The organism is Mycobacterium hainanense, from assembly GCF_041890355.1.
Lineage (GTDB): Bacteria > Actinomycetota > Actinomycetes > Mycobacteriales > Mycobacteriaceae > Mycobacterium > Mycobacterium hainanense.
In genome coordinates, this window is the sequence record NZ_CP169059.1 from 4354874 (window position 1) to 4380195 (window position 25322).

The 25322-nt window shown below is 69.0% G+C and carries 23 protein-coding genes and 1 pseudogene; 10 read left to right on the plus strand and 14 right to left on the minus strand.

The window, feature by feature from the left end; all coding sequences use genetic code 11:
* Positions 1–110: 110 nt before the first annotated feature.
* The gene (locus tag ACEL92_RS20390; protein WP_374022465.1) at positions 111–1496 is read left to right on the plus strand and encodes a 13E12 repeat family protein; all 1386 of its coding nucleotides are present in this window, start codon (positions 111–113) and stop codon (positions 1494–1496) included.
* A 40-nt stretch (positions 1497–1536) separates the two neighbouring features.
* A complete protein-coding gene (locus ACEL92_RS20395; RefSeq protein WP_374022466.1) occupies positions 1537–2142 on the plus strand; it encodes a class I SAM-dependent methyltransferase in 606 nt (201 codons plus the stop codon).
* 25 nt (positions 2143–2167) lie between these two features.
* On the opposite strand, the gene ACEL92_RS20400 is transcribed toward ACEL92_RS20395, so the two are convergent.
* Both ACEL92_RS20400 and ACEL92_RS20405 read right to left on the minus strand, forming a co-directional pair.
* The gene (locus ACEL92_RS20400) at positions 2168–3040 is read right to left on the minus strand and encodes an SDR family NAD(P)-dependent oxidoreductase (protein WP_374022467.1); all 873 of its coding nucleotides are present in this window, start codon (positions 3038–3040) and stop codon (positions 2168–2170) included.
* Positions 3037–3639, minus strand: coding sequence for a TetR/AcrR family transcriptional regulator (locus ACEL92_RS20405; protein ID WP_374022468.1), 603 nt, complete (start codon positions 3637–3639; stop codon positions 3037–3039). The genes ACEL92_RS20400 and ACEL92_RS20405 overlap by 4 nt, the downstream gene beginning before the upstream one ends.
* Before the next feature lie 75 nt (positions 3640–3714).
* On the opposite strand from ACEL92_RS20405, the gene ACEL92_RS20410 reads away from it, so the two are divergent.
* Positions 3715–4851, plus strand: coding sequence for a phosphotransferase family protein (locus ACEL92_RS20410; RefSeq protein WP_374022469.1), 1137 nt, complete (start codon positions 3715–3717; stop codon positions 4849–4851).
* Positions 4851–5966 carry a hypothetical protein gene (locus ACEL92_RS20415; RefSeq protein WP_374022470.1) on the plus strand — a complete coding sequence of 372 codons (1116 nt, stop codon included), beginning with the start codon at positions 4851–4853 and terminating at the stop codon, positions 5964–5966. Before ACEL92_RS20410 ends, ACEL92_RS20415 begins: the two co-directional genes overlap by 1 nt.
* Positions 5967–5969: 3 nt before the next feature.
* On the opposite strand, the gene ACEL92_RS20420 is transcribed toward ACEL92_RS20415, so the two are convergent.
* The 4 genes from ACEL92_RS20420 to ACEL92_RS20435 all read right to left on the minus strand — a co-directional run bounded on the left by ACEL92_RS20420 (position 5970) and on the right by ACEL92_RS20435 (position 10483).
* On the minus strand, positions 5970–6593 hold the full coding sequence (locus ACEL92_RS20420) for a GntR family transcriptional regulator (protein WP_374022471.1): 624 nt from the start codon (positions 6591–6593) through the stop codon (positions 5970–5972).
* A gap of 48 nt (positions 6594–6641) precedes the next feature.
* Positions 6642–7787 carry a 2-nitroimidazole nitrohydrolase gene (gene nnhA, locus ACEL92_RS20425; protein WP_374022472.1) on the minus strand — a complete coding sequence of 382 codons (1146 nt, stop codon included), beginning with the start codon at positions 7785–7787 and terminating at the stop codon, positions 6642–6644.
* 96 nt (positions 7788–7883) lie between these two features.
* Entirely contained in the window at positions 7884–9245 is a 1362-nt protein-coding gene (locus ACEL92_RS20430; protein WP_374022473.1) for an LLM class flavin-dependent oxidoreductase, read from the minus strand.
* On the minus strand, positions 9242–10483 hold the full coding sequence (locus tag ACEL92_RS20435; protein ID WP_374022474.1) for an MFS transporter: 1242 nt from the start codon (positions 10481–10483) through the stop codon (positions 9242–9244). Before ACEL92_RS20435 ends, ACEL92_RS20430 begins: the two co-directional genes overlap by 4 nt.
* Positions 10484–10669: 186 nt before the next feature.
* Between ACEL92_RS20435 and ACEL92_RS20440 the strand changes: the two genes are divergently transcribed.
* Positions 10670–12016: a flavin monoamine oxidase family protein gene (locus tag ACEL92_RS20440; RefSeq protein ID WP_374022475.1), complete on the plus strand. Its 1347-nt coding sequence runs from the start codon at positions 10670–10672 to the stop codon at positions 12014–12016.
* Here the strand turns inward: ACEL92_RS20440 and ACEL92_RS20445 are convergent.
* Positions 12011–12967 carry an alpha/beta fold hydrolase gene (locus ACEL92_RS20445; RefSeq protein WP_374022476.1) on the minus strand — a complete coding sequence of 319 codons (957 nt, stop codon included), beginning with the start codon at positions 12965–12967 and terminating at the stop codon, positions 12011–12013. The genes ACEL92_RS20440 and ACEL92_RS20445 overlap by 6 nt on opposite strands.
* 123 nt (positions 12968–13090) lie before the next feature.
* On the opposite strand from ACEL92_RS20445, the gene ACEL92_RS20450 reads away from it, so the two are divergent.
* Entirely contained in the window at positions 13091–14446 is a 1356-nt protein-coding gene (locus ACEL92_RS20450; protein ID WP_374022477.1) for a flavin monoamine oxidase family protein, read from the plus strand.
* Here the strand turns inward: ACEL92_RS20450 and ACEL92_RS20455 are convergent.
* From ACEL92_RS20455 to ACEL92_RS20465, 3 genes are all read right to left on the minus strand, one after another.
* On the minus strand, positions 14443–14850 hold the full coding sequence (locus ACEL92_RS20455; protein WP_374022478.1) for an STAS domain-containing protein: 408 nt from the start codon (positions 14848–14850) through the stop codon (positions 14443–14445). The genes ACEL92_RS20450 and ACEL92_RS20455 overlap by 4 nt on opposite strands.
* 410 nt (positions 14851–15260) lie before the next feature.
* Positions 15261–16349, minus strand: a complete 1089-nt coding sequence (locus ACEL92_RS20460; RefSeq protein ID WP_374022479.1) for a helix-turn-helix transcriptional regulator — start codon at positions 16347–16349, stop codon at positions 15261–15263.
* Between the two features lie 42 nt (positions 16350–16391).
* Entirely contained in the window at positions 16392–17573 is a 1182-nt protein-coding gene (locus ACEL92_RS20465; protein ID WP_374022480.1) for a glycosyltransferase, read from the minus strand.
* A gap of 171 nt (positions 17574–17744) precedes the next feature.
* Between ACEL92_RS20465 and ACEL92_RS20470 the strand changes: the two genes are divergently transcribed.
* The gene (locus tag ACEL92_RS20470; RefSeq protein WP_374022481.1) at positions 17745–18614 is read left to right on the plus strand and encodes a chemotaxis protein CheB; all 870 of its coding nucleotides are present in this window, start codon (positions 17745–17747) and stop codon (positions 18612–18614) included.
* 5 nt (positions 18615–18619) lie between these two features.
* Here the strand turns inward: ACEL92_RS20470 and ACEL92_RS20475 are convergent, their stop codons facing one another.
* The 3 genes and pseudogenes from ACEL92_RS20475 to ACEL92_RS20485 all read right to left on the minus strand — a co-directional run bounded on the left by ACEL92_RS20475 (position 18620) and on the right by ACEL92_RS20485 (position 22265).
* Entirely contained in the window at positions 18620–20461 is a 1842-nt protein-coding gene (locus ACEL92_RS20475) for a CheR family methyltransferase (protein WP_374022482.1), read from the minus strand.
* A gap of 47 nt (positions 20462–20508) precedes the next feature.
* Positions 20509–21267 (minus strand): STAS domain-containing protein, encoded by a 759-nt coding sequence (locus tag ACEL92_RS20480; protein WP_374022483.1) that lies wholly within the window; start codon positions 21265–21267, stop codon positions 20509–20511.
* Positions 21260–22265: pseudogene (locus ACEL92_RS20485) on the minus strand (chemotaxis protein CheB). The gene ACEL92_RS20480 and the pseudogene ACEL92_RS20485 overlap by 8 nt, the downstream one beginning before the upstream one ends.
* Before the next feature lie 135 nt (positions 22266–22400).
* Between ACEL92_RS20485 and ACEL92_RS20490 the strand changes: the two are divergent.
* The gene (locus tag ACEL92_RS20490; RefSeq protein WP_374022484.1) at positions 22401–22658 is read left to right on the plus strand and encodes a Rho termination factor; all 258 of its coding nucleotides are present in this window, start codon (positions 22401–22403) and stop codon (positions 22656–22658) included.
* On the opposite strand, the gene ACEL92_RS20495 is transcribed toward ACEL92_RS20490, so the two are convergent.
* Entirely contained in the window at positions 22652–23230 is a 579-nt protein-coding gene (locus ACEL92_RS20495) for a nucleotidyltransferase family protein (protein WP_374022485.1), read from the minus strand. The two genes, ACEL92_RS20490 and ACEL92_RS20495, sit on opposite strands and share 7 nt — an antisense overlap.
* A gap of 316 nt (positions 23231–23546) precedes the next feature.
* Between ACEL92_RS20495 and ACEL92_RS20500 the strand changes: the two genes are divergently transcribed.
* A complete protein-coding gene (locus ACEL92_RS20500; RefSeq protein ID WP_374022486.1) occupies positions 23547–24488 on the plus strand; it encodes an acyl-CoA dehydrogenase in 942 nt (313 codons plus the stop codon).
* A 7-nt stretch (positions 24489–24495) separates the two neighbouring features.
* Positions 24496–25269 (plus strand): PIG-L deacetylase family protein, encoded by a 774-nt coding sequence (locus ACEL92_RS20505; protein WP_374022487.1) that lies wholly within the window; start codon positions 24496–24498, stop codon positions 25267–25269.
* The last annotated feature ends 53 nt before the right edge of the window (positions 25270–25322 follow it).

Here is a 25322-nt window from a genome sequence, read left to right on the forward strand (position 1 = left end):
CTGGCACGTCAGGCCGGGGGTTATCCACAGTCCGCAGTTCATCCACAAATCTCGATTCGACTGATGATGTTCGAATGTGCGTTCGATAGCGTGAGGGGGTGGGTCTCCGGATGAGCGCCGAACAGGCTCGAGAGCAGATCGCCGCCGCTCTCGACGCGATCGACGCCGCCCACGACGTGCTGCGGGAGACCTCCTCGGACGTGGTCGGCAACGACTTCCGCCTCGGCGTCGCCGAACGGCTGGAGACGCAGGAGCGCACCAACCGGGGGTTGATGTACCGGTTCTTCGCGGAAATCGCCGACCCGCCCGACGGCGGCGGGTTCGTCCCGGCGGTCCGCGACACGCTGTGGGCGCGGCTACGCATCACGCCCAACGAGATCACCCGCCGCTTCCGGCTCGCGGCCCGGATCCGGCCGCGGCGCTCGCTGACCGGGCCGCCCGTGCCCCCGGAGCTACCGGAATTGGCGGCCGCCGTGGCGGCGGGTGCGGTCGGCGAAGACCACATCAGGACGGTATGCGCGGCCGTGGATGTGCTGCCAACCTGTGTGTCACCCCTGGAAGTGGCCGACGCCGAGCGCGCGCTGGTGCGGCACGCGGCCAAACTCGACGCCGGGGTCGTCGCCAAGCTCGGCCGGCGGATCGCCGACCACCTCAATCCCGACGGCCTCTTCAACGACCGGGACCGGGCCCGCCGCCGCGGATTGCACCTAGGCCCACAGGGTCCCGACGGCATGTCGCCGCTGTCCGGCCTGCTCGACCCCGAGGCCCGCGCCTACTTCGAGGCCGTCCAAGCGGCCGTGCGGCCCGGGCGCCACGAACCGGACTCCGCGGCCGACGACCCGGCGGCGCGCGACCGGCGCACACCGGCGCAGCGCCGCCACGACGCATTCAAATGGGGACTCGAGACCGCCGTGGCCTCCGGCCGGCTCGGGACGCACCGCGGTCACCCCGTGACCGTGGTCGCCACGACCACGTTGGCCGAACTCGACCGCGCCGCACACGCGGTCGTCGACTCGTCGATACCGATGCCGGCGCCCGCCAGGACGGGTGGCGATTCGAGCCTGCCGATGCGGGACCTGATCCGGATGGCCGCCAAGGCAATTCACTACCTGGCGGTGTTCGACGAGCACACCGGCCGCCCGCTGTACCTGGGCCGCCAGAAACGTCTCGCCACCGCCGACCAGAGGCTCATCTGTTACGCCCGCGACCACGGTTGCACACGGCCCAACTGCCTCGAACCCGGCTACCACTGCGAGGTCCACCATTGCCCGGATTGGGCGGGCGGTGGTCAAACCGACGCGGACAAGCTCTTCTTCGCCTGCGGGTGCGACCACGCCGCGGCGAGCCGGGGCGACTGGCGCACCGAGGTGACCGACGACGGGCGGCTCGGCTGGACGGATGGCGACGGGCCACCCGAGGTGAACCGGGCTCACCATCCGGACGAGCTCCTCCGCGGCGATCCCGACCCGCCGGACGGCCACCAATCGGGCCGCTGAACTGCTCGCCAAGTGGGACGCCCGGTGAGACACTCAGCGGGTGCCGCCGCATCGGGATGTCGCCGCGTTCGACGAACGCGCCGCCGGCTACGACCGCGGCTGGCGCGGCCGGCTGCACCACGAAATCGCCTATCGCACCGCGCACCTGGCCGTGGCGACCGTCACCGCTCCCGAGTACGTGCTCGACGTCGGATGCGGCACAGGCTACCTGTTAGGGCTGCTGGCCCGCCGCTACCCGAACGCCAAACACCTCAGCGGGATCGACGCCGCCCCGCAGATGGTCGCCGTCGCAAGGGCTCTCGCCCGCGACCCGCGGTTGAGCTTCAACCGCGGGGTGGCCGAAGAGATCAATTATGCCGACCGCGTTTTCGATCTGGTCGTCGGCAGCACGTCATTCGATCACTGGTCCGACCAGCTGGCCGGGCTGACGGAGTGCGCTCGGGTGCTGCGGCCCGGCGGACGCCTGGTGCTCGTCGACCAGTTTTCGCTGGGGCTGCTGCCGACCCTCGCCATCGGCCGTCGCGGCAAGGCCCGCACCCGGCGCCGCGCCGAACGCCTGCTGCTGCAGGCGGGATTCCGCTCGCCGAAATGGCAGCGCCTGCACGCCGTGATCGTCAACGCCGTCACGGCGACCAAGCCCGCCTAGTCGTGGCCTGCAGCGACCAGCCCGCCTAGTCCAGCTGGAAGGGCCGGAAACTGCCGTCGAGCACCTGCAGATGGCCGATCGTGCGGCCCGTGACCTGCCCGGGATCGACCAACGCTAATTGGACTGCCGCCCTTGCGAATTCGTCGGCGGCCGCGGTCTCGTCGAACTCGCGGGCATAATAGGCCAGCCCGGGGGTGAGGATCGGCTTCGACGGCGACAGGGCGTTCACCGCGATGCGGTGGTCGGCCAGATCGTAAGCCGCGCACTGGGTCAGGTGCTCGAGCGCCGCCTTGGACCCACCGTATCCCGGCAGCACCCCGCCGCTGCGGCCCGGGTACGGGCCGTCGCCGGGGATCCTTGACGCGACCGAGGTGATGTTGATGATCGTCCCGCCACCGGCATCGATCATGTCGGGACAGACCAGCTGCATCAGCTCGTAGGCGGCGAACACGGCGATCTCGAAATGCCTGCGGTACGCCGCCAGCGGGATGCTGACGAACCCCGGCCAGCCGGCTTTGGCGGCGCCGCTGGCCGGCTTGGCGGACTTGGCGCGCCGCTCGGCGCCCGGCGTCGGCGGGCGGCCAGGGGCGGTGAAGGCAGCATTGTTGACCAGAATCGTGATGGGCCCCAGGGCTTCTCGCGCGGCGCCCACCAGTCGCGCGATGTCGTCCCGGTCGGTCAGATCGGCGCGGACAGCCACCGCGCGCCCGGCCGCCGCCTCGATTTCGGCGACGGTCTCGCCGATGGTGCCGGGCAACCGCTCATCCCACACCTGCTCGGTGCGCCCGGCCACCGCCACGGCGGCGCCCTCGGCAGCGAGGGCCAGCGCGATCGCCCGGCCCAGCCCGCGACTGGCGCCGGTGACGATCGCGGCCCGCCCCGACAGGCGCCCCGTCATCGCGTCACCCCGTGCACCACGATGGCGGTCGTCTGCTCCACCCACGCATCGTCGAGCTCGTCCTCCGGGCGCAGCAGCATGCGCAGCATCGTCGCTCCGCCGATCAGCTCGATCAACCGGTCCGGGTCCACGTCGGGATGGGCTTCACCCCGGTCGACGGCGTCACTGAGCCGCACCCGCACCGTCGCGAACAGGTCCGCGAAGCGGGACATCACCCGGGCGTTCAGCGCGGGGTCGGCCGTCATGTCGGCCACCAGCCCCGGCAGGGCGGCCCGGACGACCGGGGTGGTGAAGACGTCGCGGGTGGCCTTGATCATCATGCGGATGTCGGCGGCGATGTCCCCGGCCGGCGCCTCCAGCGCGGTCGGCGCCACCGGAAAGGCCGCCTCGTGCACCAATTCCGCCTTACTTGACCACCGCCGGTACAGCGCGGATTTCGTGGTTCCCGCCCGCTCGGCGACCGCCGCCAGGCTCAGGTTCGAATAGCCCATTTGGACAAGCAGTTCCGCGGTGGCAGATAGGATGGCCGAGTCGATACGCGGGTCCCGCGGGCGACCGGCGCCGGGGGCCTTGTCAATGGCGGACTGGTCTGCTTTCATAACGCTACCTACCGTATCGTAATTGCCGCGCCGAAGTCTCGAAGAGAACTGAAGTCTCAAAGAATGGAGGCACCCGTGGCCAACGAACCCGTGCTCGACAAGGTCGACCGACTTCAGCGCTCCAGCCGAGACGTCACGACACTACCCGCGGTGATGTCGAAATGGCTGTCGACCGTGCTGCCGGCCGGCGCCAACCCGGAGGTCACCGTCGAAAGCGGCGTCGACTCGACAGGCATGTCCTCGGAAACCATCATCCTGACCGCCCGCTGGCAGCAGGACGGCGAGCCGATTGAGCAGAAGCTGGTGACCCGGGTTGCCCCCGCCCCCGAAGACGTGCAGGTCTTCCCCACCTATCGGCTTGACCACCAGTTCGAGGTGATCCGCAAGGTCGGCGAAATCACCGACGTCCCGGTCCCGCCGGTGCGCTGGCTCGAACCCACCGGTGACGTGCTGGGGACGCCCTTCTTCGTCATGGACTACGTCGACGGTGTGGTGCCCCCCGACGTCATGCCCTACACGTTCGGCAACAACTGGTTCGCCGACGCCCCCGCCGAACGCCAGCGCCAACTGCAGGACGCGACCGTCGGGGTGCTGGCCAAACTGCATTCAATTCCTAACGCGCAGAACATGTTCGGATTCCTGTCCGAAGGCCAAGAGGGCGACACCGCGCTGCGCCGGCACTTCAACTGGGTGCGGTCCTGGTACGACTTCGCGGTGCCCGACATCGGCCGCTCACCGCTGCTGGAGCGGACCTTCGCCTGGCTGGAGGACCACTGGCCGGCCGACGAGGCCGGCCGCGAGCCGGTACTGCTCTGGGGCGACGCGCGGGTGGGCAACGTGTTGTACCGCGACTTCTCCCCGGTGGCGGTGCTCGACTGGGAAATGGTCACGCTCGGGCCGCGCGAGCTGGATGTAGCGTGGATGATCTACGCCCACATGGTGTTTCAACAACTGACCGGTCTGGCCGGCCTGCCCGGCCTGCCGGAGGTGATGCGCGAGGACGACGTCCGCGGCACCTACCAGCGGCTGACCGGCGTGGAAGTCGGCGACCTGCGCTGGTTCTATGTCTACTCGGGCGTCATGTGGGCCTGCGTGTTCATGCGCACCGGCGCGCGCCGGGTGCACTTCGGCGAAACCGAGAAACCCGACGATGTCGAGTCGCTGTTCTACCACGCCGGGTTGATGAGACGTCTTATCGGAGAGGACAACTAATGCTCGGACCGCTCGACGAGTTCCCGGTACATCAGATCCCCCAGCCGATCGCGTGGCCGGGCTCCTCGGACCGCAACTTCTACGATCGCTCCTACTTCAACGCCCACGACCGCACCGGCGACATCTTCGTCATCAGCGGCATCGGCTACTACCCCAACCTCGGTGTCAAGGACGCGTTCTTCCTCGTCCGGCGCGGGGATATCCAGACCGCGGTGCACCTGTGCGATGCCATCGACCAAGATCGGCTCAACCAGAAGGTCAACGGCTACCGGATCGAGGTCATCGAGCCGCTGCACAAGCTGCGGCTGGTCCTCGACGAAACCGAAGGTGTGGCAGCCGATCTCACCTGGGACGGCCTGTTCGACGTCGTGCAGGAACAGCCGCACGTCCTGCGGTCCGGCAACCGGGTGACGCTGGACGCCCAGCGGTTCGCGCAGCTGGGCAGCTGGAGCGGTCGCATCGCCATCGACGGCGAGGAGATCTCCGTCGACCCCGCGACCTGGCTCGGCAGCCGTGACCGGTCCTGGGGCATCAGGCCGATCGGCGAACCCGAACCCGCGGGCCGGCCCGCCGACCCTCCCTTCGAGGGCATGTGGTGGCTCTACGTGCCCATGGCGTTCGACGACTTCGCCATCGTGCTGATCATCCAGGAGGAGCCCAACGGCTTCCGCTCGCTCAACGACTGCACCCGGATCTGGCGCGACGGCCGCGTCGAGCAGCTGGGCTGGCCGCGGGTCAAGATCCACTACCGGTCCGGCACCCGCATCCCCACCGGCGCGACCATCGACGCCACCGCCCCCGACGGCACACCGGTCCACTTCGACGTGGAGTCCAAGCTGCCGGTGCCCATCCACGTCGGCGGCGGCTACGGCGGCGACTCGGACTGGCTGCACGGCACGTGGAAGGGCGAGAAGTTCGTCGAGCGGTTGACCTACGACATGACCGACCCGGCAATCGTCGCGCGGTCGGGTTTCGGTGTCATCGACCACGTCGGCCGCGCGCTGTGCCGCGACGGCGACGGCGAACCCGTGGAGGGCTGGGGGCTCTACGAGCACGGCGCGCTGGGCCGCCACGACCCCTCGGGCTTCACAGACTGGCTCACCGTCGCGCCGTAGCCCTTACGACCCGACGTCGGTCGGGCTCCCGTGGCAGTACGACAGCACATGCTCGCGTACCAGCTCGCCGACATTCGGATCGCGCCTGGCGAAGGCGTCGACGATTGCGGTGTGATCGTCGACGTTGTCGTGTAATCCGGTGCGAAGTAGGCGGAGCGACAGGTTTGTCCACACTTCGATGCCGAGCGATTCCCACACCGCGAGCAACACTGCGTTGCCCGAACTCGCGACGATCTCGCGGTGGAACGCGACGCCGGCCCGAACCTGCATGCCGACGTCACCCAACTCCGCGGCTCGCCGGATCTCGTCGGTATGCCGCTGCAATGCCGTCACATCACCGGCCAGCTTGTCGACCGCAAGTGAGGCCGCGAGGCCTTCCAGAGCTGCTCGCACGGGGTACATCTCGAGCAGGTCGCCGGCACCGATGTCGCGCACCCGCGCGCCCTTGTTCGGTTCCGAGCTGACCAGCCGCAGTGCTTCCAGATCGCGCAGCGCCTCGCGCACGGGCGCTTGGCTGACGTTCAGCTCGGTGGCGACCTGGCGTTCCACGATACGGTCACCGGGTTGCCACCGACCGCTGATCAGCCCGTCGAGCAGCACACCCAGAATCTGTTCGCGAAGCGGCATGCCCCGAACTTCAGGCCGCCCGTCGGACGCGTTGGACACCGCCTAACTCTAGGCCTGCCGCCAGACCCGGTTGCGGACATCGGCGAGAGTCGGCCCGGGCTCCCGGTCTATCTGCATCACCCGACACTTGATGCCGCCACACGCCTTCCGGATCTCAGTACCGGTTACTTCGATAACCTGCACGCCGGCGGCCCGGATTTTCTCGTTCGTCCGGTGGCAGTCCGCGTGGGCGATCACCTTGCCGGGCTCGAGCAACAGCACATTGCACGGCGCGAGGAAGTCGCGCTGCTCTTCTGGATCCGCTTCGATCAGCTCGAAGTTGTTGTCGTACAACCAGGTACGCGCCTCCCAGTCCAGCGCTGCCGGTGAGACGATGAGCTTTCCCACGTCGATCGCGTTGATGTTGATGTCCGGATGCGCGCAGGCACCGGTGGCTTTGTTGAAGAAGCCTTCCACGGCGGGCCGCAGTTGCAGGTTGTGAAACTCCTCGGTGCCGCTGGTTCTGGATATAGCGTCGACGAATTGGTCCGTTCCACGCTGGTCGTACGAGGCCGATAAACAGGTGACCAGCACCTCCTCGGCGATCATGTTGCAGGCGCCTGGCTCCATTGCGCCTTCGGTGATCGCGACAAGCGGCGGAATGTTCAACGTGTTCCACGCCCACTTGGCGAGGTACTCGGTGACGCCGACCATGCCGGGCAGGAATCCGAAACGCGAAATGACCGATCCGCCGCGCCAAATCGAGCCCCAGGACAAGAACACATGGCCCATCAGTGGCCCGTAGGCATTGGTCGGCTCGTCGGGGTAATCGATCCAGTGCACCGTGATGCCATTGCTCTGCAAAGCCGTTGCCAATTCCTCGGTTTCGCGTTGAAACGCGGCCAGGTCGACCGGGCCACGGTCCGGGACACCCATCAGGCCTTGGAAAAACGCCGGGTTCTGCCGGTATTGCGGGCTCTGATCGTGGATGGTGTGTTCGGTCGGCATGTGCAGGGCAACCTCGGTCAATCGGCCGATGCCGTTGAAACCGAACGAACGCCCCGCTACCGCCTCGGCCTGGTACGTCCGGTAGTCCGCCTGATGTGTGGCGCGCACGAACTCGTAGGTGCTGATGCCGTCCCGATAGTGCGGGATGTCCGCCAGCCGCCAATCCTGGTAGGCGCGGGCAGATTTGGGTGCGTCGATGGCTGTCATCTGATTCCTCCGGCGTAAGTGGACTCGCTCCATGTCAATCTGATCGATGATCGATCATTTGTCAAATGGGTATATCGCTCGCTCCGGAGCCCACCGCTAGCCTCGCCGGTGTCGCGCACCGGGGTGGTCGTCAGCCAGCAACGGGCCGGCGCCGCCGAGCCGCTCGCGCAGCGTGGCACGCGGCACGCTCTCGGGCACCCGACCGCGGCGCCGCAACTCCGGGACCACCAGGTCGGCGAAGTCGGCGAAGGTGCCCGGCGTCGTCACGTAGGCGACGTTGAACCCGTCGACGTCGGCCTCCTCGACCCACCGCTCCAACTCGTCGGCCACCTCGGTCGGCGAACCGACGAGCACCGGCCCGCGGCCGCCGATACCGATCTCGTCGGCGAGTTCCCGGACCGTCCAGGCGCGGTCGGGGTCAGCGGTGGTGAAGGATGCCAGCGCGGAGCGGTTCGCGTCCGTCTCGACGTAGCGCAGCGGCTCGTCCGGGTCGAGCTCGGCCAGATCGACCCCCGTCCAGCCGCCGAACAGGGCCAGCGCGCCGTCCGGGCTGACGAAGCGCCGGTAGTCGGCCAGCTTGGCCTCGGCGGCCGCGCGGGTCTCGGCGACCACCGGGGTAACCATGGTGAACACCTTGATGGACCGCGGATCACGCCCCAACTCCGCGGCGGCGCCGCGCAGTGCGGCGACCGGACGCCGCACGATCTGCGGCGTCGGCCCGGACACGAACACCGCCTCGGCGTGGGCCGCGGCGAACCGGACGCCGCGCGGCGACGCGCCGGCCTGGAACAGCACCGGGGTGCGTTGCGGCGACGGCTCGCACAGGAAGGGGCCGGGCACCGAGAAGTAGCGGCCCTTGTGCTCGATGTCGTGCACCTTCGCCGGGTCGGTGAACACCCCGCGCCGCGGGTCGCGCACCACGGCGTCGGCCTCCCACGACGCCTCCCACAGCTTGTAGCAGACCTCGACGTACTCCTCGGCGATCTCGTAGCGCCGGTCGTGCGGGATCTGCGCGTCCAGGCCCAGGTTTCGCGCGGCGCTGTCCAGGTACGAGGTGACGATGTTCCACGCCACCCGCCCGCCGGTGAGGTGATCGAGGGTGGTCAGCCGGCGGGCCAACGCGTAGGGCTGCTCGTAAGTCAGCGACAGGGTGATGCCGAAGCCGAGGGTGTCGGTGACCGCCGCCATCGCCGACACGGCGGCGGTAGGGTCGTTGACCGGGAACTGCGCGGCGTCGCGCACCGCCGCGTCCCGCGAGCCGCCGTACACGTCGTAGACGCCCAGCACGTCGGCGAGGAACAGCGCGTCGAAGCCGCCGGCCTGAAGGATGCGCGCCAGGTCCGTCCAATACCCGAGCTCGCGATAGCGGTGGCCCTGATCGTCGGGATGGCGCCACAGTCCCGCCGACTGATGCCCCACGCAGGCCATGTCGAAGGCGTTGAGGTAGATCCTGCTCACAGGCTCGCCCGGTCCGCGCCGGTTTCGCGCGCCGCGTAGGCCGACGCGAAGGTGAGGGCCGCCAGCACCGCGAAGTAGCCGACGATCAGCCAGGGGCTGCCGCCGCCGGCGGCCAGCAGCGCCGCGGCGATCAACGGCGCGAAGCCCCCGGACAGCACCGCGCCGATCTGGTAGCCCAGCGACGAGCCGCTGTAGCGCACCCGGGTGTCGAACAGCTCAGCGAACCACGCGGCCTGCGGCCCGTACATGGCGTCGTGAACGACGTTGACGCCGAAGACGATTGCGGCCACCACGGCGATCGACGAGCCGCTGCCGGCCGCCACGAAGAACAACGCGAGCGCCAAGACGCCGGCGAGCGCGCCGAACAGGTAGGGCGGGCGCCGCCCCACCCGGTCCGACAGCAGCGCCCAGCCGGGGGTGCTGAGGAACCCCAGCGCCGACGAGATCGACACCGCGATCAGGCCGATCGAGCTGCCCTTACCGAACGAATCCTGAAGGTAGGTAAGCGAATACGTGGTCAGCAGCACGAACAGTGCAATCTGCGACAGGCGCAGGCCCGTCGTGATCAGCACGTTGCGCGGTTGGGTGCGCAGCACCTCGAGCACCGGCAACCGCAACAGGTCGTCGCCCTCCCTGAGCCGTTCGAAGATCTCCGCGTCGGTGAGCTTCAAGCGCAGAACCAGCCCGAGCGCCACCAGAACCGCGCTGAGCAAGAAGGGAATTCGCCATCCGAAGGCCAAGAAGCCGGCCGCGCCGGTCGCGCTGCGGGTGACGTAGAACACCGACGTCGCGAGCAGCATGCCGGCCGGGGAGCCGAGCTGGGTGAAGCTGCCGAGCAACCCGCGCCGGCCCGGCGGCGCGTGCTCCACCGACAACACGGCCGCGCCGCCCCACTCGGCCCCCACGGCAAGCCCCTGCAGCACCCGCAGCCCCGCCAGCAGCACCGGGGCCAGCAGACCCGCCTCGGCATACGTCGGCAGCAGGCCGATCGCCGTCGTGACCAGACCCATCACCAGCAACGCGGCCACCAACACGGCCTTGCGGCCCAGCCGGTCCCCGAAATGCCCGGAGACGATCGCGCCGATCGGCCGGGCGCCGAATCCGGCCGCGTAGGTCGCGAAGGTCGCCAGGGTCCCGGCCGTCGCGGACACGTGCGGGAAGAACAGCGGCTTGAAGACGAGGGCGGAGGCGGTGGCGTAGAGGTAGAAGTCGTACCACTCAATGGTGGTGCCGACCATGCTGCCTAGGGCTACCGTTCGCAGATTCGGCCGGGTTTGAAGTGCCGAGGCGGTGGCAATCACGTGGACGCAGCGTAGCCAATGTGCCGACGTCAGCGTATGTTTGCCCTCGCCGTGATGCGAACGCCGGAATCGGCGGCGGCATTCGGCCTACGAAATCGCAAGAATTGCGGTTGACTGTTCCCCGTGCCAAATCCGCCGTGGATCGTCGACGTGGTCGTGGTCGGTGCGGGGTTTGCGGGGCTTGCCGCCGCGCGTGAGCTGGCACGCCAGGGCCATGACGTGGTGGTCTTCGAGGGCCGCGACCGCGTCGGCGGTCGGTCCTTCACCGGCAGCGTGGCGGGGCTGCCCGCCGATCTGGGGGGCACGTTCGTCGGGCCCACCCAGGACGCCGTCCTGGCGTTGGCGGCCGAGCTCGACGTCCCGACCATTCCGACCCACCACGACGGCAAGAACGTGATCCACTGGCGCGGCTGGACGCATTCCTACCGCGGCACCATCCCCAAGCTTTCGCTGACCGGGCTGCTCGACATCGGCCGGTTGCGGTGGCAATTCGACCGGATCGCCCGCAGCATCCCGGTGGACGCCCCATGGGAGGCGCGCCGGGCGCGCGAACTCGACGACGTCTCGCTCGGCGGCTGGCTGCGCTCGGTGCGCGCCACCGCGTCGTCGCGTGACCTGCTCGCGATCGTGTCCCGGGTGACCTGGGGGTGTGAGCCCGACGAGGTATCGATGCTGCACGCGGCCCGCTACACGCACGCCGCCGGCGGCCTAGACCGGCTGCTCGACGTCGAAAACGGCGCCCAGCAGGATCGTTTTCCGGGCGGCACCCAGCAGATCGCCGAGGCCGCGGCCGCCGAGCTCGGCACCCGCGTCGTGCTGGACGCGCCGGTCCGCCGCATCGACCGGCACGGCGCGGGGGTCACGGTCACCACCGACGTCGGCCAGGCAGAGGCCGGGTTTGTGGTGGTCGCGGTCCCGCCCGCCCACCGCGCGTCGATCGAGTTCGCTCCGCCACTGCCCACCGAATATCACCAACTCGCGCGGCATTGGCCCCAAGGCCAGCTCAGCAAGGCCTATGCGGCGTACTCCACGCCGTTTTGGCGCGCCAACGGCTTCTCCGGCCAGGCGCTGTCGGACACGGGGCCGGTGTTCATCACCTTCGACGTCAGTCCGCACGCCGACGGGCCGGGCATCCTGATGGGGTTCGTCGACGCCCGCGAGTTCGACGAGCTCGCCCCCCAGCAACGTCGGCACGCGGCATTGACCTGCTTCGCCAGGCTGTTTGGCGACGACGCGCTCAAACCGCTCGACTACGTCGACCACCGTTGGGGTGCAGAGCAATTCGCGCCCGGCGGCCCCACCGCCGCGGTTCCTCCGGGATCGTGGACACGATTCGGGCCGTTCCTGCGCGAGCCCGTCGGCCCGATTCACTGGGCCGGCACCGAGACGGCAGACGAATGGACGGGATTCCTCGACGGCGCTGTTCGGTCCGGCCAGCGGGCGGCCGCCGAAATCACCGCCTTGCTATGAACTGATCGCCACGTCGTGGATCACCGATTCGGCGAGCGCCCGCAGGTGCCGATTCACCTCGCGCGGGTGTTCCAGCATCGAGCAGTGGCCGCCCGGCAGCTCGACCAGGCCGACGACGTTGGGCGCCGTGCTTGCGATCCTGCGGGCCTGGCTGATCGGGGTCAGCCGATCACGTTCGCTGCCGATGACCAGCGTCGGAACCGTCAAACCGTCCAGCTCCAGGTATCGCGACCCCAACGCGGCGACCAGCATCCTGGCGCAGCCGGCGCGTCCCGCGGGTGACGTCTGTTCGAAGAGCTGGTGGACGATCCTGGCCACGCCCGGGTCGGCGTCCTTGCCCACCGCCAGCATCCCGACCAGGTAACGGCTCGGAATCCGGGCGGCGGTCGGGATCGGGAACCCACCGAACGCGTTGATCAGCGCGCGGGCTGCGACGACTCGCGCGGGCGAAAGCCCTTGCGGCACCGAGAGCAACTGCACCTTGCGGACCAGATCCCCGGTGGTGGTGTTGATCAGCGCGACGGCGTCGGCGCGCCGGCGAACCATGTGCCGGTACCGCGCCGACCACGCGGCGATGGTGATGCCCCCCATCGAATGCCCGGCCAGCACGGCGCGCTCGTGCGGCGCCAAGGTCGCATCCAGCACCGAATTAAGGTCGGAGGCAAGGTATTTCAGGCTGTAACCGCCGCGGCGCGGCATGCCGCTGCGCCCATGGCCGCGATGGTCGAAGGCGATCACGCGGTAGTCGTTGGCCAGATCCGCGATCTGGTACGCCCAGGCCCGGATGGCGCAGGTGATGCCATGCGTCAGGACGATGGGGTAACCGTCGGCGGGCCCGAAGACCTCGGCGTGCAGGCGGGTGCCGTCGGTGGCCTTGACGCTCACGGTCTGGCTGGGGGGCAACACGTCGGGATAGGGGTCGACCGCGCGAGCCGATCGCCGAGCACTCATCGCCGCTCCCCCATTCAACTCGGCCTCGTCGCCGCAGTTAAGGACTGTCGCAAGTTTATCCCCAAGGTCCGTTCGGATTCGGCAATTCCGGCAAACCGTTTCTCGTATGAGACGCTAACACCCGTGTACCCGATGTCCCGTCGGGAATTCATCGCGGCGACGGGCGGCGGACTGTTGGCCTCCTGCGCCCCACGTCGTCCGCCGCCCGTACGGCCGCCCCCACCGGACACCCGGTCGATCCTCGTCATCGGGGCGGGAATGGCCGGCCTGTCCGCCGCTCGCGCCCTGGCCGACGCGGGATGGCCGGTACGGGTGATCGAGGCCCGCGACCGCATCGGCGGCCGGATCCACACCGACCGAGACTGGGGCGCACCGCTGGAGATGGGAGCGTCCTGGATCCACGGCACGGCGGACAACCCGTTGCGCGAGTTGGCGCGGCAGGCTCAGGCCCAATTGGTCACGACCGACTACTACGGCTGGGCCAAGCTGGTCATCGATCCCAAACTCCCACGGCTGGACTACGACCCGACGCCGTGGCGCGCTTTCGTGGAGCAGGCCCGCTACCAAGTCGGCGGCGGCAGCCTGGCGGCGGCGGTCGACGCCGCGGCCGGCGCCGAAGGTCTCTCGGACGCCGACCGCGCCCAGTTGGCCTTCTACCTCACCACCGAGATCGAGGACGAATTCGCCGCCGACGCGGATCAACTGTCCGCCATCACTTTTGACGAGGGCGACTACACCGGCGGCGACCAGGACGTCATCACGAACGGCTACGACGCCCTGCCGAGGCTCCTCGCCAGCGGGCTTCAGGTCGACCTCGACACGCCGGTGACCGGGATCGCGCAGCGGGACGACTCCGTCACCATCCGCGCAAAAGATCGGTCGTTCCAGGGCCCCGCCGTGATCGTCACCGTCCCGCTCGGCGTGCTGAAAGCCCGTGCCATTTCCTTCGATCCGCCCCTGCCGAGCCGCCACAGCCGCGCGGTTGACGCCCTAGGCTTCGGGGTGTTGTCCAAGAGTTTCTTCCGCTTCGACCGGCGCGGCTGGACGGTGGACAGCGCCTTCTATCAATACCTCGCCGCCGAAGGCGGCATGTGGGCCCAGTGGTTCACCCTGTCCGCGGCGGCAGGCCCAATCGTCATGGCGTTCAACGCCGGCGAGCGCGGCCGTGCCGTGGAATCCTCGACCCCGCAGGATTTGATCGCCACCGCCCAGCCGGTGGCTCGCCGCCTGTTCGGCGGCGCCGTGCCCGTGGAGGTCAAGACATCGAACTGGAACGCCGACCCGTATGCGCGCGGGGCCTACTCGTTTCACGCGCCCGGCTCCGGCCTCGACGACCGGCGCCGGTTGCAAGAACCGATCGGCGACCGGCTCTACCTGGCCGGCGAGGCGGTCGGAATCAACAACCCGGCCACCGTGCACGGCGCCATGGCCAGCGGTCGCCGCGCCGCGGACCAGTTGATGCACCGGCTGGGCCGCTAGGATGCGAGCTCGCGGAGTCGCGCAGCCCGGCGCTGCGGCTCGTGCTGGCGGGCCGGGCCCGAAACCAACCGCCGACGGGCAGTGGTCGAAGCTTCGATGTGCGCCAGTGCCGCATCGACCGAGTCGGCGATCGGCAGGCCGTGGTCGGGCAACAGCCGCGTGAGCCGGCGCAGCGCCGCGCCGCTGACTATGCTGCACCGCAGCTGGGCCTTCCGATGCTCCTCGTTGAGGTCGAGCAGCGCTCGAAGGCCCGAACCGGCAAGGAAATCCAGGCCGCTGAGGTCGAGGACCAACGGGGCCCTCAACCGCGAGAAACGGCGAATCACATCGGCGACCAGGTCGGTGTTGGCCGCGTCGACCTCACCGTCGATGCGCAACACCGTGGCGGTGCTGCGGGCGTGCACATGGACTTGGGCTCCGGCGCAATCGATTTGGTAGCGGCTACGAGGTTCTCCGAGCAGCTCGGGCTTATGTCGATTGAGTGGTCGATCGGGTGTACGTAGATCAGGTGAAGCAGTCATGGAGATGCGCCCTTCTGGCTTGACAAGGCAGGGCAAGCGACGACGGTGTCCGTTTGGCGCCCGTTGATACGGCAGCTGGGGACTCAACCTGACCCAAGCCTACCGGCAATATCGGCCGCCGGTGCGCTTCAGCGCCAACCCAAGTTCGCTCGCACGAGGAGAATCGGCCTTCAACCAGGCGGTTTCGCCTGCGGCTCGCCGTGCGAAAAATGCTGTCCGGCGTGTTCGTTCGGCGACCTGGCCCGGAACTGCTGCGCAGCGGGTGTGACCTGCGGCTCAGCGGCGTGTCGCGGTCATGACCCCGCGGTCATGTGCCGGAGGGTGGTGTGCGGGCTCTGGCCGTACGTCTGCCGGTACAGCACCGCGAATCGGCCGGTGTGCGCGAATCCCCACCGCTGGGCGATTTCGGTGACGGTGCTGTGGGACGGCGTGCCGGCCAGCAATTCTTGATGCGCCCGGCTGAGGCGAACGCGGCGAATGTATTCCGTTGGCGTGCTACCTAGTTGGCGGCGGAAGAGGTACTGCACCGCCCTGGGCGTGAGGTGCACCGCGGCCGCGACGTCGTTGATGCTGACGTCCCCGGCGGCATGCCGATGGATGAAAGAGACTGCGTCCTTGAGCGTTTCGGGCAGCTCGGGTTCGTTGGCCAGGTCAAGCTCCGTGACGTTGGACGGGTAACACTCCAGCAGCGCGCCGGCCAGCAGTGGGGCCAGCCCCGCCACCACGAGTGGCTGGTGGGGGGTGTCCGGGCCGGCCAGGGTCAGTGCAACGTAATCCAGCGCCCGATGCCACGCTCGCACGGCCGCCCGCGAACGCGGACGCCAATCGAGGAAGTGGATCTGCCGGGGCAGCGGCGCATGCAAATCCGCGGCGACCCTGTGCAGCACATCCGCGGCGACGCTCACCACGTCGAACCGTGCGCCGTTGCAGTGCAACACGCATGGCATGCCATGGGCGACCAGCACCGGGAAGTCCGCCGTGGCGGGCGGACCGCCGGCAAAGCTCATCGAGCCGCCCCGGGGCTGGACCACGACGACGTTGTCGGAGGCCGCGATCTCCAACGCGGCGCGCCCCTGGATCATCACGTCGTCGACCGCCACGGCGGCCCCCTCGCACCGCCGATGGGATACGGCCGAGCGGCTCGTGAGTCCGGCGATGCGCCAGGCGGGGTTGTAGGCGCCGGCGAAGAACTGCCGCGCGGCCTGCGGATCGACGGTGCGGAATTGGTCGTGCCGAAGCGCCGAACCCGCACCCCGAGCGTGCCGCCCTGCGTCGCCGCCGGTGCGGGGAAGGTCGGCTTGGCCCGCACAGGGCAGTCGGCCCACCGCACCGGCAACCGCACCGGGGCCGGTGTTATCGGTAACGCTCGTCAAGGCGGTCATAGTCGGCGCTCCCCCAGGGTCTTGCGCGCTGCTCTCATTGCATCACCGCAGGCCCGATGACTGCAAGCGCTGCGGCGACCAAGATGGGGAGCCCGCCCGTTGGTAGATGTTGAGGCAGTCGAGCGCGATCCGGTCCCAGGCATAACGAGACAGTGCGCGGCTGCGGCCCGCCGAACCCATGCTTTGACACTGAAAGCGCTGGGCGAGAAGAGTTCTCAACGTCGCGGATAATCCGGCGGGGGCGTCCGGTGGCAGCAGTAGGCCGGTGACGTTGTCCACCACGGCGTCACTGAGCACCCCGAGGTCGTAGGCGACCACCGCAACGCCACTGGCCATCGCCTGTAGCGCCGCGGTGCCGCGCGGAGGCTGCCGCGGGGTACAGGCGAGCACGTCGGCGGATCGCAGCAGCATCGGCAGTTCGTCACCGGAAACGGTGCCCGCGAACTGGACCCGCTCGGACACCCCTAACGCGGCGGCCAGAAGTTGTAGCCGGACCCGCGCCTCGTCGTGCTCATGAATTTGGTTTTCCGTCTCCGCCAGCACCAGCTCCGTGGCCGGGAGCCTGGGCAAGGCTCGGATGAGGATGTCGAACCCGTTGCGCGGCAGCGGGTTTGGCGCAAGGCAAAGGATGCGATGCAGGTCGGTGCGGGCCAGCGCCGGGCCGCAGGAGTTGTATCGCTCGACGTCCACCCCGCTGGTCAAGGCTGACACTCGCGCGCGGCTGTGGCGCAACCGCGCGAGCGCATCGACGTCATCGGAACTCTCACCCGTCACCCACGTCGCGCTGCGCGCCAGGAGCGATTCGACGCGCAGCCGTGCGACCTCTTGCGGCGTTTCCCCGCCGGTTCTGGTTCCGCACGTTGCCGCCAGCCCCAGGAAGCTCTGGACGGTCGGTATTTCTCGCCGCCAGGCGGCCAGCTGGGCGGCCAAACCGCCGAGCCAGCCGTAGGCGTGCACGACGTCTGGCAACTCAGCGGACCACTCTGCTGCAAGCGCCCCCGCCCAGTCGCCGACGTAGGGCAGCACGTCCAGGGCTGACTTCGGCGCGCACGGACCGGCGGACACCATCACCGTGCGGTGGGTGTCGGAGCCGGTTCCGTCGCGGCGGTGACCCCTGCCACGGACGAATCTAGTGACCTCATTGCCACGGGCCGCCAGCGCGGCGGACAGTTCCTGTGGGTCGTCAGCGACGATGTCGTCGCCACTGACGATCGCAATCCTCACCTCAACCCCCTTGCGTCGCCCATGGCTGGGCGTACCCGGCCCGGTACCCGCGAAACTGTGGCGGCGCGGCGGTTTCGCCTGACACACCGTCGTTTCGCATACCGGATAGGCGCACTGGGCCGGATCGCTCGCCGGACTGTTGTTGGGGCCTCGGTTTGGAAGACTGGAGCGGTGGCGAGCGACCCGTATCGGCCCGCCGTCGAGTTGGTAGTCCTGCTGGCGTCGGCGGGGGGTTTGGCCGCGTTGTCGACGGTTCTGCGTGATCTGCCGGGCGACCTTCCGGCCGCCATCGTCGTGCAGCAACACCTCGGTGACCACGACAGCGTGCTGCCGGCGATTCTTCGGCGGCAGACCGCGCGGCGGGTGAGTTGGGCGCGCGACGGCCAGCCGCTGGGGCCCGGCCAAACGATCATCTGTCCTCCGGGAATGTGCCTGGTCCTGACCCCGGATGGCCGCTGCCGCCTGCGTACGTTGCGGGACCCCGGTGTTCGTCGCTTCGACCTGATGCTGCGCTCGGTCGCGGAATCGTATGGGCCGCGCAGCGTGGCGGCGGTGTTGTCCGGCTCCGGGCAGGACGGGGCGGCGGGCACCGCGGCGATGAAGCGCGCCGGCGCGATCGTGATCGCGGAGAGCCCGGACACCGCCCAGTATTCGTCGATGCCGGTCGCCGCGGCGCGGGCCGGCGCCGACCTGGTGCTGCCGATCCACCGGATCGGGCGGGTGTTGGCAGACGTCGTCGAGGGCGGGCCGCTGCCGGACGAAGATCGCGGTTTGAGCTGGGCCCCGCCGGCCGAAGAAGTCGGCGCCGTGGCCCCACCCGCGCCGTGGGAGCATGATCCCGAGAACACCGCGGCGGGCCGGGCCGAACTCGCCGGATTGCGCGCCGCCGAACTCAGCCGGAGGCGTAAAGACCTTTCCGCGGGAATGCGCGCCACCGCCCAGTCGGTGGCGATGGCCCGGCGCAGGGCGGCGGAGTCGCGGCGCCGCGCGCAACTGGCGCACCAGGCGGCCGAGGAAGCGGCCGCGCGGTGGGAACAGTGACGCGGCTAGCTCACGACCTCCATGAGCAACAGGGCGCCCGCGACCGTTCCCTCGCCCGACCGAAACGACGTGCACGTGACGCGCACCCGGGTCGATCGCCCCCGGCGGTTGATCGCGTCGACTTCCGTCTCACCGGAGCTGTCGGCGTCCACGAACGCATTGCCAATCAACGGCCGCACTCCGTCCAGCGGCAGGCCGATGTCCAACGCGGTCAGTCGGTTTCCCACCGTCTCATCGGACCGCAGGCCCCACAGCTCTTCGCAGCCGCGGTTCCACAGGATCACCTTCATCTCGCGGTCGACCACCACCATGCCCATCTGGACCGAGTCGACCAGCGAATCCAGGACGACCTTCGCCTCGTCGAGTTCGAGGCTGCGTTCCCGCAACATGTCGTTGATGGTGTGCAGTTCGTCGTTGGTGGACTGCAGTTCCTCGTTCATCGTCTCGAGCTCTTCGTTGGTGGACTGCAGCTCCTCGTTCGTGGTCTCCAATTCCTCGACGGTGGACTGTAGTTCCTCGTTGGTGGTCTCGAGTTCCGCGTTGGTCGACTGCAATTCCTCGTAGGCCGCTTCCAGCTGGCGATTGGTCTGGACCACCTTGTCCAGCAGGGCCCGCGTCGCGCTGACGTCGAAGAACACGATCGACACGCCCAGCAGCCCGTTCTCGGCGTCGACCAGCGGATTGACGTGGATCTCGAACCACACCGTCTCGGCGCCCGGGCGCTGCCATTTGACGTCCTGGATGCGCGCCGAGCGCCGCTCCACCTTGGCCTGCTCCAGGTAGGCGCGCAGTTCGACCGGACGGTAGGACACCTCGAGGTCGCGCAGCAGCCGACCGATGTCGCGGGCCGAGAGCCCGAACAGCGTCTCGGCCTGCTGGTTGATCATCGCGACGGTGTCCTCACCGGTCACCACGATCTGAGCCACCGGGCTGGCGCGGAAAGCCAGGTCGCGCACCGTCGTCAGGCCCGTCAGATCGACATTGCGGTCGTAGAAAGCCCCGGTGGGGTCGAAGCGCTCCACGCCGGTGTGGCTTCCGACCGCCTTCCGAAAGATCCGGTGTTTGAGGTTCAACGGGGTGAACCGATCCCCGTGGCTGAGCAGCATCTCGGCGTGCCCGAGGAACAGCGCGCCCTGCGGTGCGAGCGCAAAATGCAAGCGGCCCAGGACGTTTCGTTGGGTCTCGGCGTTGAGGTACATCAGGGTGTTGCGGCACACCAGCAGATCGACGCGGGAGATCGGCGCATCCTTGACCAGGTCGTTGCGACCGAAGATCACCGCGCGGCGCAGATCCTTGTGAAACACGTAGCGTCCGTTGACCTGTTCGAAATAGCGTGACAGCAGGTCGGGCGGCACCGCCTCGACGGCCTTGGCGTCATAGGACGCGGTGCGCGCCTCGGTCAGCGCGTCCTCGTCGATGTCGGTGGCGTAGATCTTGACCCGTTGCCGGAAGCTCTCCGCGCCCAGCACCTCGGCCAGCAGTATGGCCAGCGTGTAGGCCTCCTCGCCCGACGCGCATCCCGCGCTCCACACCCGAATCGGATCGCTGGGACCGCGCTCGGCCAGCATCCGCGGGATGACCTCGGAGCCGATGTACTCCCAGGCCTCCGGGTCGCGGAAGAAGGCGGTGACGTTGATCAGGATGGTGTTGAAGAGCGCCGCGAATTCGTCCGAGCTAGCCTGCAGGAAGTCGAGGTATTCCTCGAAGGCGCTGTAGCCTGCCTGATCCATGCGGCGGCGGACGCGGCGCATCAGCGACGTGCGCTTGTACCCGGTGAAGTCGAAGCCGCGGGAATCCCGCATGTAGCGCAGCAGGGCCTCGAAAGCCTCATCGGTCGTGCCATCCATGCAAGTCCCGTCCAAATCGAGCGAAGACTTGAACACTACTCGCGGCGTCAGATCCGATCTTCGCGACCGACCATCGCCCAGACGGTCTTGCCCGACGAGGTGGGGGTGGCGCCCCACGTCCGACACAGCGCGGAAACGATGGCCAGGCCGGACACGATTTCGGCACCTCGCCGGGCGTCCTCGTGCCGCAAGGGCAGCTGGTCGTTGCCATCCTCGACGGCGACGGTGACGGCCCCGCGATGGCTTTCGACGATCAGCACCGGCGCGCTCTCGGTGTGGTCGAGCGTGTTTTCGATGAAGACGGTGGCCACTGTGGTCGCGACGGGAGCCAACACGCGTTGGTCCCATTCGGTGAGCCAGTCGGTGACGACGGTCCGGGCCATCGCGAGGGTGCCGTTCGAGCGGGGCAGCTCCGTGCGCGCGCGGCGCCGGACGTGCCGAGACGTTCCGCGGGCGGCGTCCAGCGCCAACCCGCGGCTCGCGTACACGGGCACGTACCGGGTCACGCCGGTCTTCATAATCGCCCGCCGGACGGACGGCTTGGTGGACACCAGCAGGATGGGGACGTCCGGCCAGGTGCTGACGTGCCAGCGGGCGCTGGTGAAGACGGTCCAGGCCGTTTCCGTCGGCACAGTGAGCTGGTCGACGTCGACGACCACCGCGGCGGGCTGGTCCAGCGCGGCCTTGATCACGGTGTCGCGCAGGCCTCGATACGTCGAGCTGTCCAGCACGCCATCCACCACCAGGATCGGGACGTCGAGTTGCGGGTCCGTGTCGACACGGATGGCCGGGCTCCGCTTAACCACCGCGTTCACCATCGCTCGACAGCCGGTCGCTGAGCACCCTGAGCGCGCGTTCGGATTCTTCGGCGAGGCCGGTGTAACGCACGTTGAGCGGACCGGGCCCCGCCTTCTGCGCCATCCCCCGCGCCAGTCGGGCCTTCTCCTGCAGGCTGCGCAGGGCCACCCACAGCGCACCCTCGACCTCGCTGTCCCGCGCGGCGAGCAACGCGTCGGTCGTCCAGGCGTGCCCGACCTGGCAGCGGAAGTTGCCCTCGCTGATGGAGACCAGGGAGCCGTTGCAGTCCGGGCAGGTGTACCCGGATGGGGTGCCCAGTTGTTGGGTGTCGAAGTCGGTCGAAATCCGCGCCATCATGGCGATCCGATTCTCGAGTTCCATGCCGACGTCGCGTTCCACGTTGGTTTCCTTCGTCTTCTGGTGCGACAGCTCCTTGAGGATCGCGCCAATGTCGGCAGCCGCCGCCTCACGGTCCAGCACGCCGGCGTCGCGCGCGTTGGCCGGCATCGCCGGGAACAGCGCGTCGTCGGGTGATTGGCCGATGGTGACGCCGCCGCGGGACCGAATGGCGCCCAAGCCCAGCACGCCGTCGTCCAGCACGCCCGAGAGCAGGACGCCGATCGCGCGGGGGCCGAACTCCAGGGCGACCGAGCGGAACAGCGCGTTGATCGCCGGCCGGTGCCCGTTCTCGGTCGGCCCCTGGGACAGCACCACGCGATGGTCGGCGGCCAGTAGGTGACGGTCCGGCGGGGCGACGTAGATGCGCGCCGGTTCGAGATTCGCGCCGTCCTGGGCGGTGACGGCCGGCAGCGGGCCGCTGCGGTCGACGATCCGCGCCAGAACGCTCGGCGCGCCCGGGGGTATGTGCAACGTGATCAGGTAGGCGTACGGCACGTCCGGCGACAGCCCCGCCACCAGCTTCGACAGCGCCTCCACTCCCCCCCGCGGAGGCGCCAACCGCCACCACGCCCCGCAATTCGCCGTTTTCGCCAGTCGCCCCGATCACCACTTTCGACTACCCGTCTCAATGGTAGGTAACCCACCGCGTCGGGATAGCTGTCGACGATGTCGCAGACCTGGGGTTTTCACGACGGTCACCGCGGGCACCCTGAGGTGTCTGATTTGGACAGGAGGGTGAACGATGCCGAACTCGTCGATCAAGAACGAAAAGCTGTACGAGGACCTACGCAAGCAGGGCAACTCCAAAGAGAAAGCGGCCCGGATTTCCAACGCGGCGGCCGCGCGGGGCAAGTCCTCGGTTTCGCGCAAGGGCGGCAAGTCGGGCTCATATCAGGACTGGACGGTTCCGCAGTTGCGCAAGCGGGCGAAAGAACTTGGCATGTCGGGGTATTCGAGCCTGACGAAGGACAAGCTGGTAGCCAAGCTGCGCAATCACTGAGCGGTGAGGCCGAGCCGCTCGACGAGCACCAGGAAGGCGACCGCGTAATCGTTGTCGGCGGTGCACGCCCGAATCCGGTCCCAGTCCAGCTGCTCACGGACGGCACGCACGGCCGGTAATAGCTTGGCGAAGTCGCAGTAGTGCTCGCCCAGCGAACGCAGTTGCTGGATGAGCACCATCGTCGGCGGCAGCACGGGCATCCTGATGGCCAGCACGTCGTGCTCCTCGGCGCAGTCCAGCGTCGACGATTCCACCCGTACGCCGTTGAGGCGGTGCAGCACATCCACCACCGTCTCGCCGTTGCGTGCCTTGAACAGCCAGTCCTCCGGGGGACGCTCGACCGCGAAGCCCGCGTCGCGCAGCGTGGCCACCGCCTCGTCCACGTCGGACTCGGCCACCACCAGATCCACGTCGTGCGTGGGCTCCGGCGCGCCGTAGGCCCACAACGCGTAGCTGCCCGCCAGCGCGAAGCGTGGGCCGTTCTCCTTGAGCGCCGACGCCGCACCGCGCAGCGCTTCCCGCAGCTGCGTGTTGGATGCGGGCGCGTCGAGGTGGGTCTCGATGGGTGCCATGGTGCATAGGTCATACCCCGCTCGCGGCCGCTACAACCTGCGCTAATGCGGCGAAAGATTGGTAAGTCCGTTTAACTTGCGGCCAATTGGGCAAGTCCTTCGGGGTGTCAACTGCTTGGCTCAGCGCCTACGAAGCCGCTGTAGTGATCCCCGCCCGCAACGAGCGGGCGGAGTCGACTCGCCTGCACAGGGGCGACCGCTTGCCTCGCACCACCGGCCTTTCCGCCACTATGTCGGCACGAACCCGGGCTCGGGCGCCACAAGGGTTCGCTCAGCACCTCAGGCAACTGGGGAGATCGGCGGCGGGTGATTACGCGTGACGGCGGGACTGGTCAGGCATTGGCTGGAGTCGGGACGACTCGAGCTGCCACTGCCCGCCTCGGGACGCACCGCGGAACGCTGGCAACGCCTTTCGTCCTTGGCGGAGGAGAACATCGTGGCGGCCAGGGTCGCCGAATCGCATCTCGACGCGGTGGCAATCCTGCACGAATTGGGCGGTAAGCCGCCGGAATCGGGCCAGCTGTGGGGCGTCTGGGCGGCCGAATCCCCGGACGCGGTGCTCACCGCTACCGACACCAACGGCGCCTTCACGCTGACGGGCACCAAGGTGTGGTGCTCGGGCGCCGGATTCTGCACCCACGCCCTGGTGACCGCCCGCCTCGAAGACGGCACCCGGGGGCTGTTCGCCGTGCAGGTGACCGACGCGAGCGTCAAACCGCTGCCGAGCACCTGGTGGAACGCCGGCATGGCCGGCAGCGACACCCGGCCGGTCCAGTTCACCAATACTCACGCCGTCGCGGTGGGCGATCCGGGCGATTACGTGAATCGGCCGGGGTTCTGGCACGGCGCGATCGGTGTGGCCGCCTGCTGGCTCGGCGGCGCCCGCCGGGTGGCCGATCCGCTGTACCGTTGCGCCAGAAGCGAATCCGCCGACGCCTATTCGTTGGCGCACCTCGGCGCCGTGGACGCCGCGCTGGCCGCCAGCGACGCGATCTTGACCGCCGCCGCGGCGCAGGTCGACTCCGACCCGTTCGACCGGACCGGCACCGTCCAACTGCTGGCCCGCCGCGTCCGCACGGTGGTTGAACACGCTGTCGACGAGGCCATCACCCGCACCGGCCGCGCGCTGGGACCGGGGCCGCTCTGCCAGGACGGCCGGCACGCCCAGCGCGTCGCCGACCTGAGCATCTACATTCGGCAAAGCCACGCCGAGCGCGACCTCGCCGAGCTCGGTCAGCTCGCGGGTCGCCAGCGCTGAGGACGCCGTGAGGACCGCGCCGATCAGCAACCGCGCCCGGTTCGCGGCCAAGCCGCTGACCCACGGCGGTACCCCGGCGCCATTGTGGCTGGCCGCTTTTGAGCGTGCTCCCCTGCCGCCACTCGACCTCACGGGCTGTCGCCGCCTGATCGTCGTGGCGGCCCACCCGCACGACGAGACCCTGGGCCTGGGTGCGACGATCGCGGCGCTGACCGCGTCCGGCGTCGACGTCCGGGTGGTGTCGGTCAGCGACGGCGGCGCTGCTGCGCCCGGCGCGACGCTGTCCGGCCGGATTCGGCTGTCGACGACTCGTCGATACGAACTGCGCAGGGCCGCAAGCATTCTGGGGGTCGCTCAGCCGATGCGGCTGGGATTGCCCGACGGCGAACTGGCCAACCACGAGGACCGGCTGACCGGAGCCCTGGCCAAGATACTGCAGTCCACCGGTCCCGAAACCTGGTGTGCCGCCACCTGGCGGGGCGACGGGCATCCCGACTACGAGGCGGTGGGACGCGCCGCCGCGGCGGCATGCGCGCGCACCGGCGTCGCACTGTTGGAATATCCGGTCTGGATGTGGCACTGGGCCACCCCGGGTGACCCCGTGGTGCCGTGGGACCGCGCCCGCTCGGTCCCCGCGACCGGCTTGGCCATAAATCGCAAACGCCAGGCGGCGCAATGTTATCGGAGCCAAATGCGGCCCGGTCGCGATGACACGCCGGCCATTCTGCCGCCGTTCGTCCTGCAGCGGCTGCTAACGGTCGGAGAAGTCGTCTTCCGCTGACGTCCGGTTGTCCGAGCCGCCCATGACTGCGCGGTCTTGAAAGTGGGTAGGAG

What these genes read in the sequence shown, in the direction of transcription:
- ACEL92_RS20420 (WP_374022471.1), bottom strand. Translation starts at nt 6,593, where the DNA reads ATGCCGCTTCGCGAACAGATTCTGGGTGTGCTGCTCGACGGGCTGATC.
- ACEL92_RS20405 (WP_374022468.1), bottom strand. Translation starts at nt 3,639, where the DNA reads ATGAAAGCAGACCAGTCCGCCATTGACAAGGCCCCCGGCGCCGGTCGC.
- ACEL92_RS20390 (WP_374022465.1), top strand. Translation starts at nt 111, where the DNA reads ATGAGCGCCGAACAGGCTCGAGAGCAGATCGCCGCCGCTCTCGACGCG.
- ACEL92_RS20435 (WP_374022474.1), bottom strand. Translation starts at nt 10,483, where the DNA reads ATGGTCGGCACCACCATTGAGTGGTACGACTTCTACCTCTACGCCACC.
- ACEL92_RS20445 (WP_374022476.1), bottom strand. Translation starts at nt 12,967, where the DNA reads ATGAGTGCTCGGCGATCGGCTCGCGCGGTCGACCCCTATCCCGACGTG.
- ACEL92_RS20475 (WP_374022482.1), bottom strand. Translation starts at nt 20,461, where the DNA reads ATGGATGGCACGACCGATGAGGCTTTCGAGGCCCTGCTGCGCTACATG.
- nnhA (WP_374022472.1), bottom strand. Translation starts at nt 7,787, where the DNA reads ATGACAGCCATCGACGCACCCAAATCTGCCCGCGCCTACCAGGATTGG.
- ACEL92_RS20495 (WP_374022485.1), bottom strand. Translation starts at nt 23,230, where the DNA reads ATGGCACCCATCGAGACCCACCTCGACGCGCCCGCATCCAACACGCAG.
- ACEL92_RS20490 (WP_374022484.1), top strand. Translation starts at nt 22,401, where the DNA reads ATGCCGAACTCGTCGATCAAGAACGAAAAGCTGTACGAGGACCTACGC.
- ACEL92_RS20415 (WP_374022470.1), top strand. Translation starts at nt 4,851, where the DNA reads ATGCTCGGACCGCTCGACGAGTTCCCGGTACATCAGATCCCCCAGCCG.
- ACEL92_RS20460 (WP_374022479.1), bottom strand. Translation starts at nt 16,349, where the DNA reads ATGACCGCCTTGACGAGCGTTACCGATAACACCGGCCCCGGTGCGGTT.
- ACEL92_RS20400 (WP_374022467.1), bottom strand. Translation starts at nt 3,040, where the DNA reads ATGACGGGGCGCCTGTCGGGGCGGGCCGCGATCGTCACCGGCGCCAGT.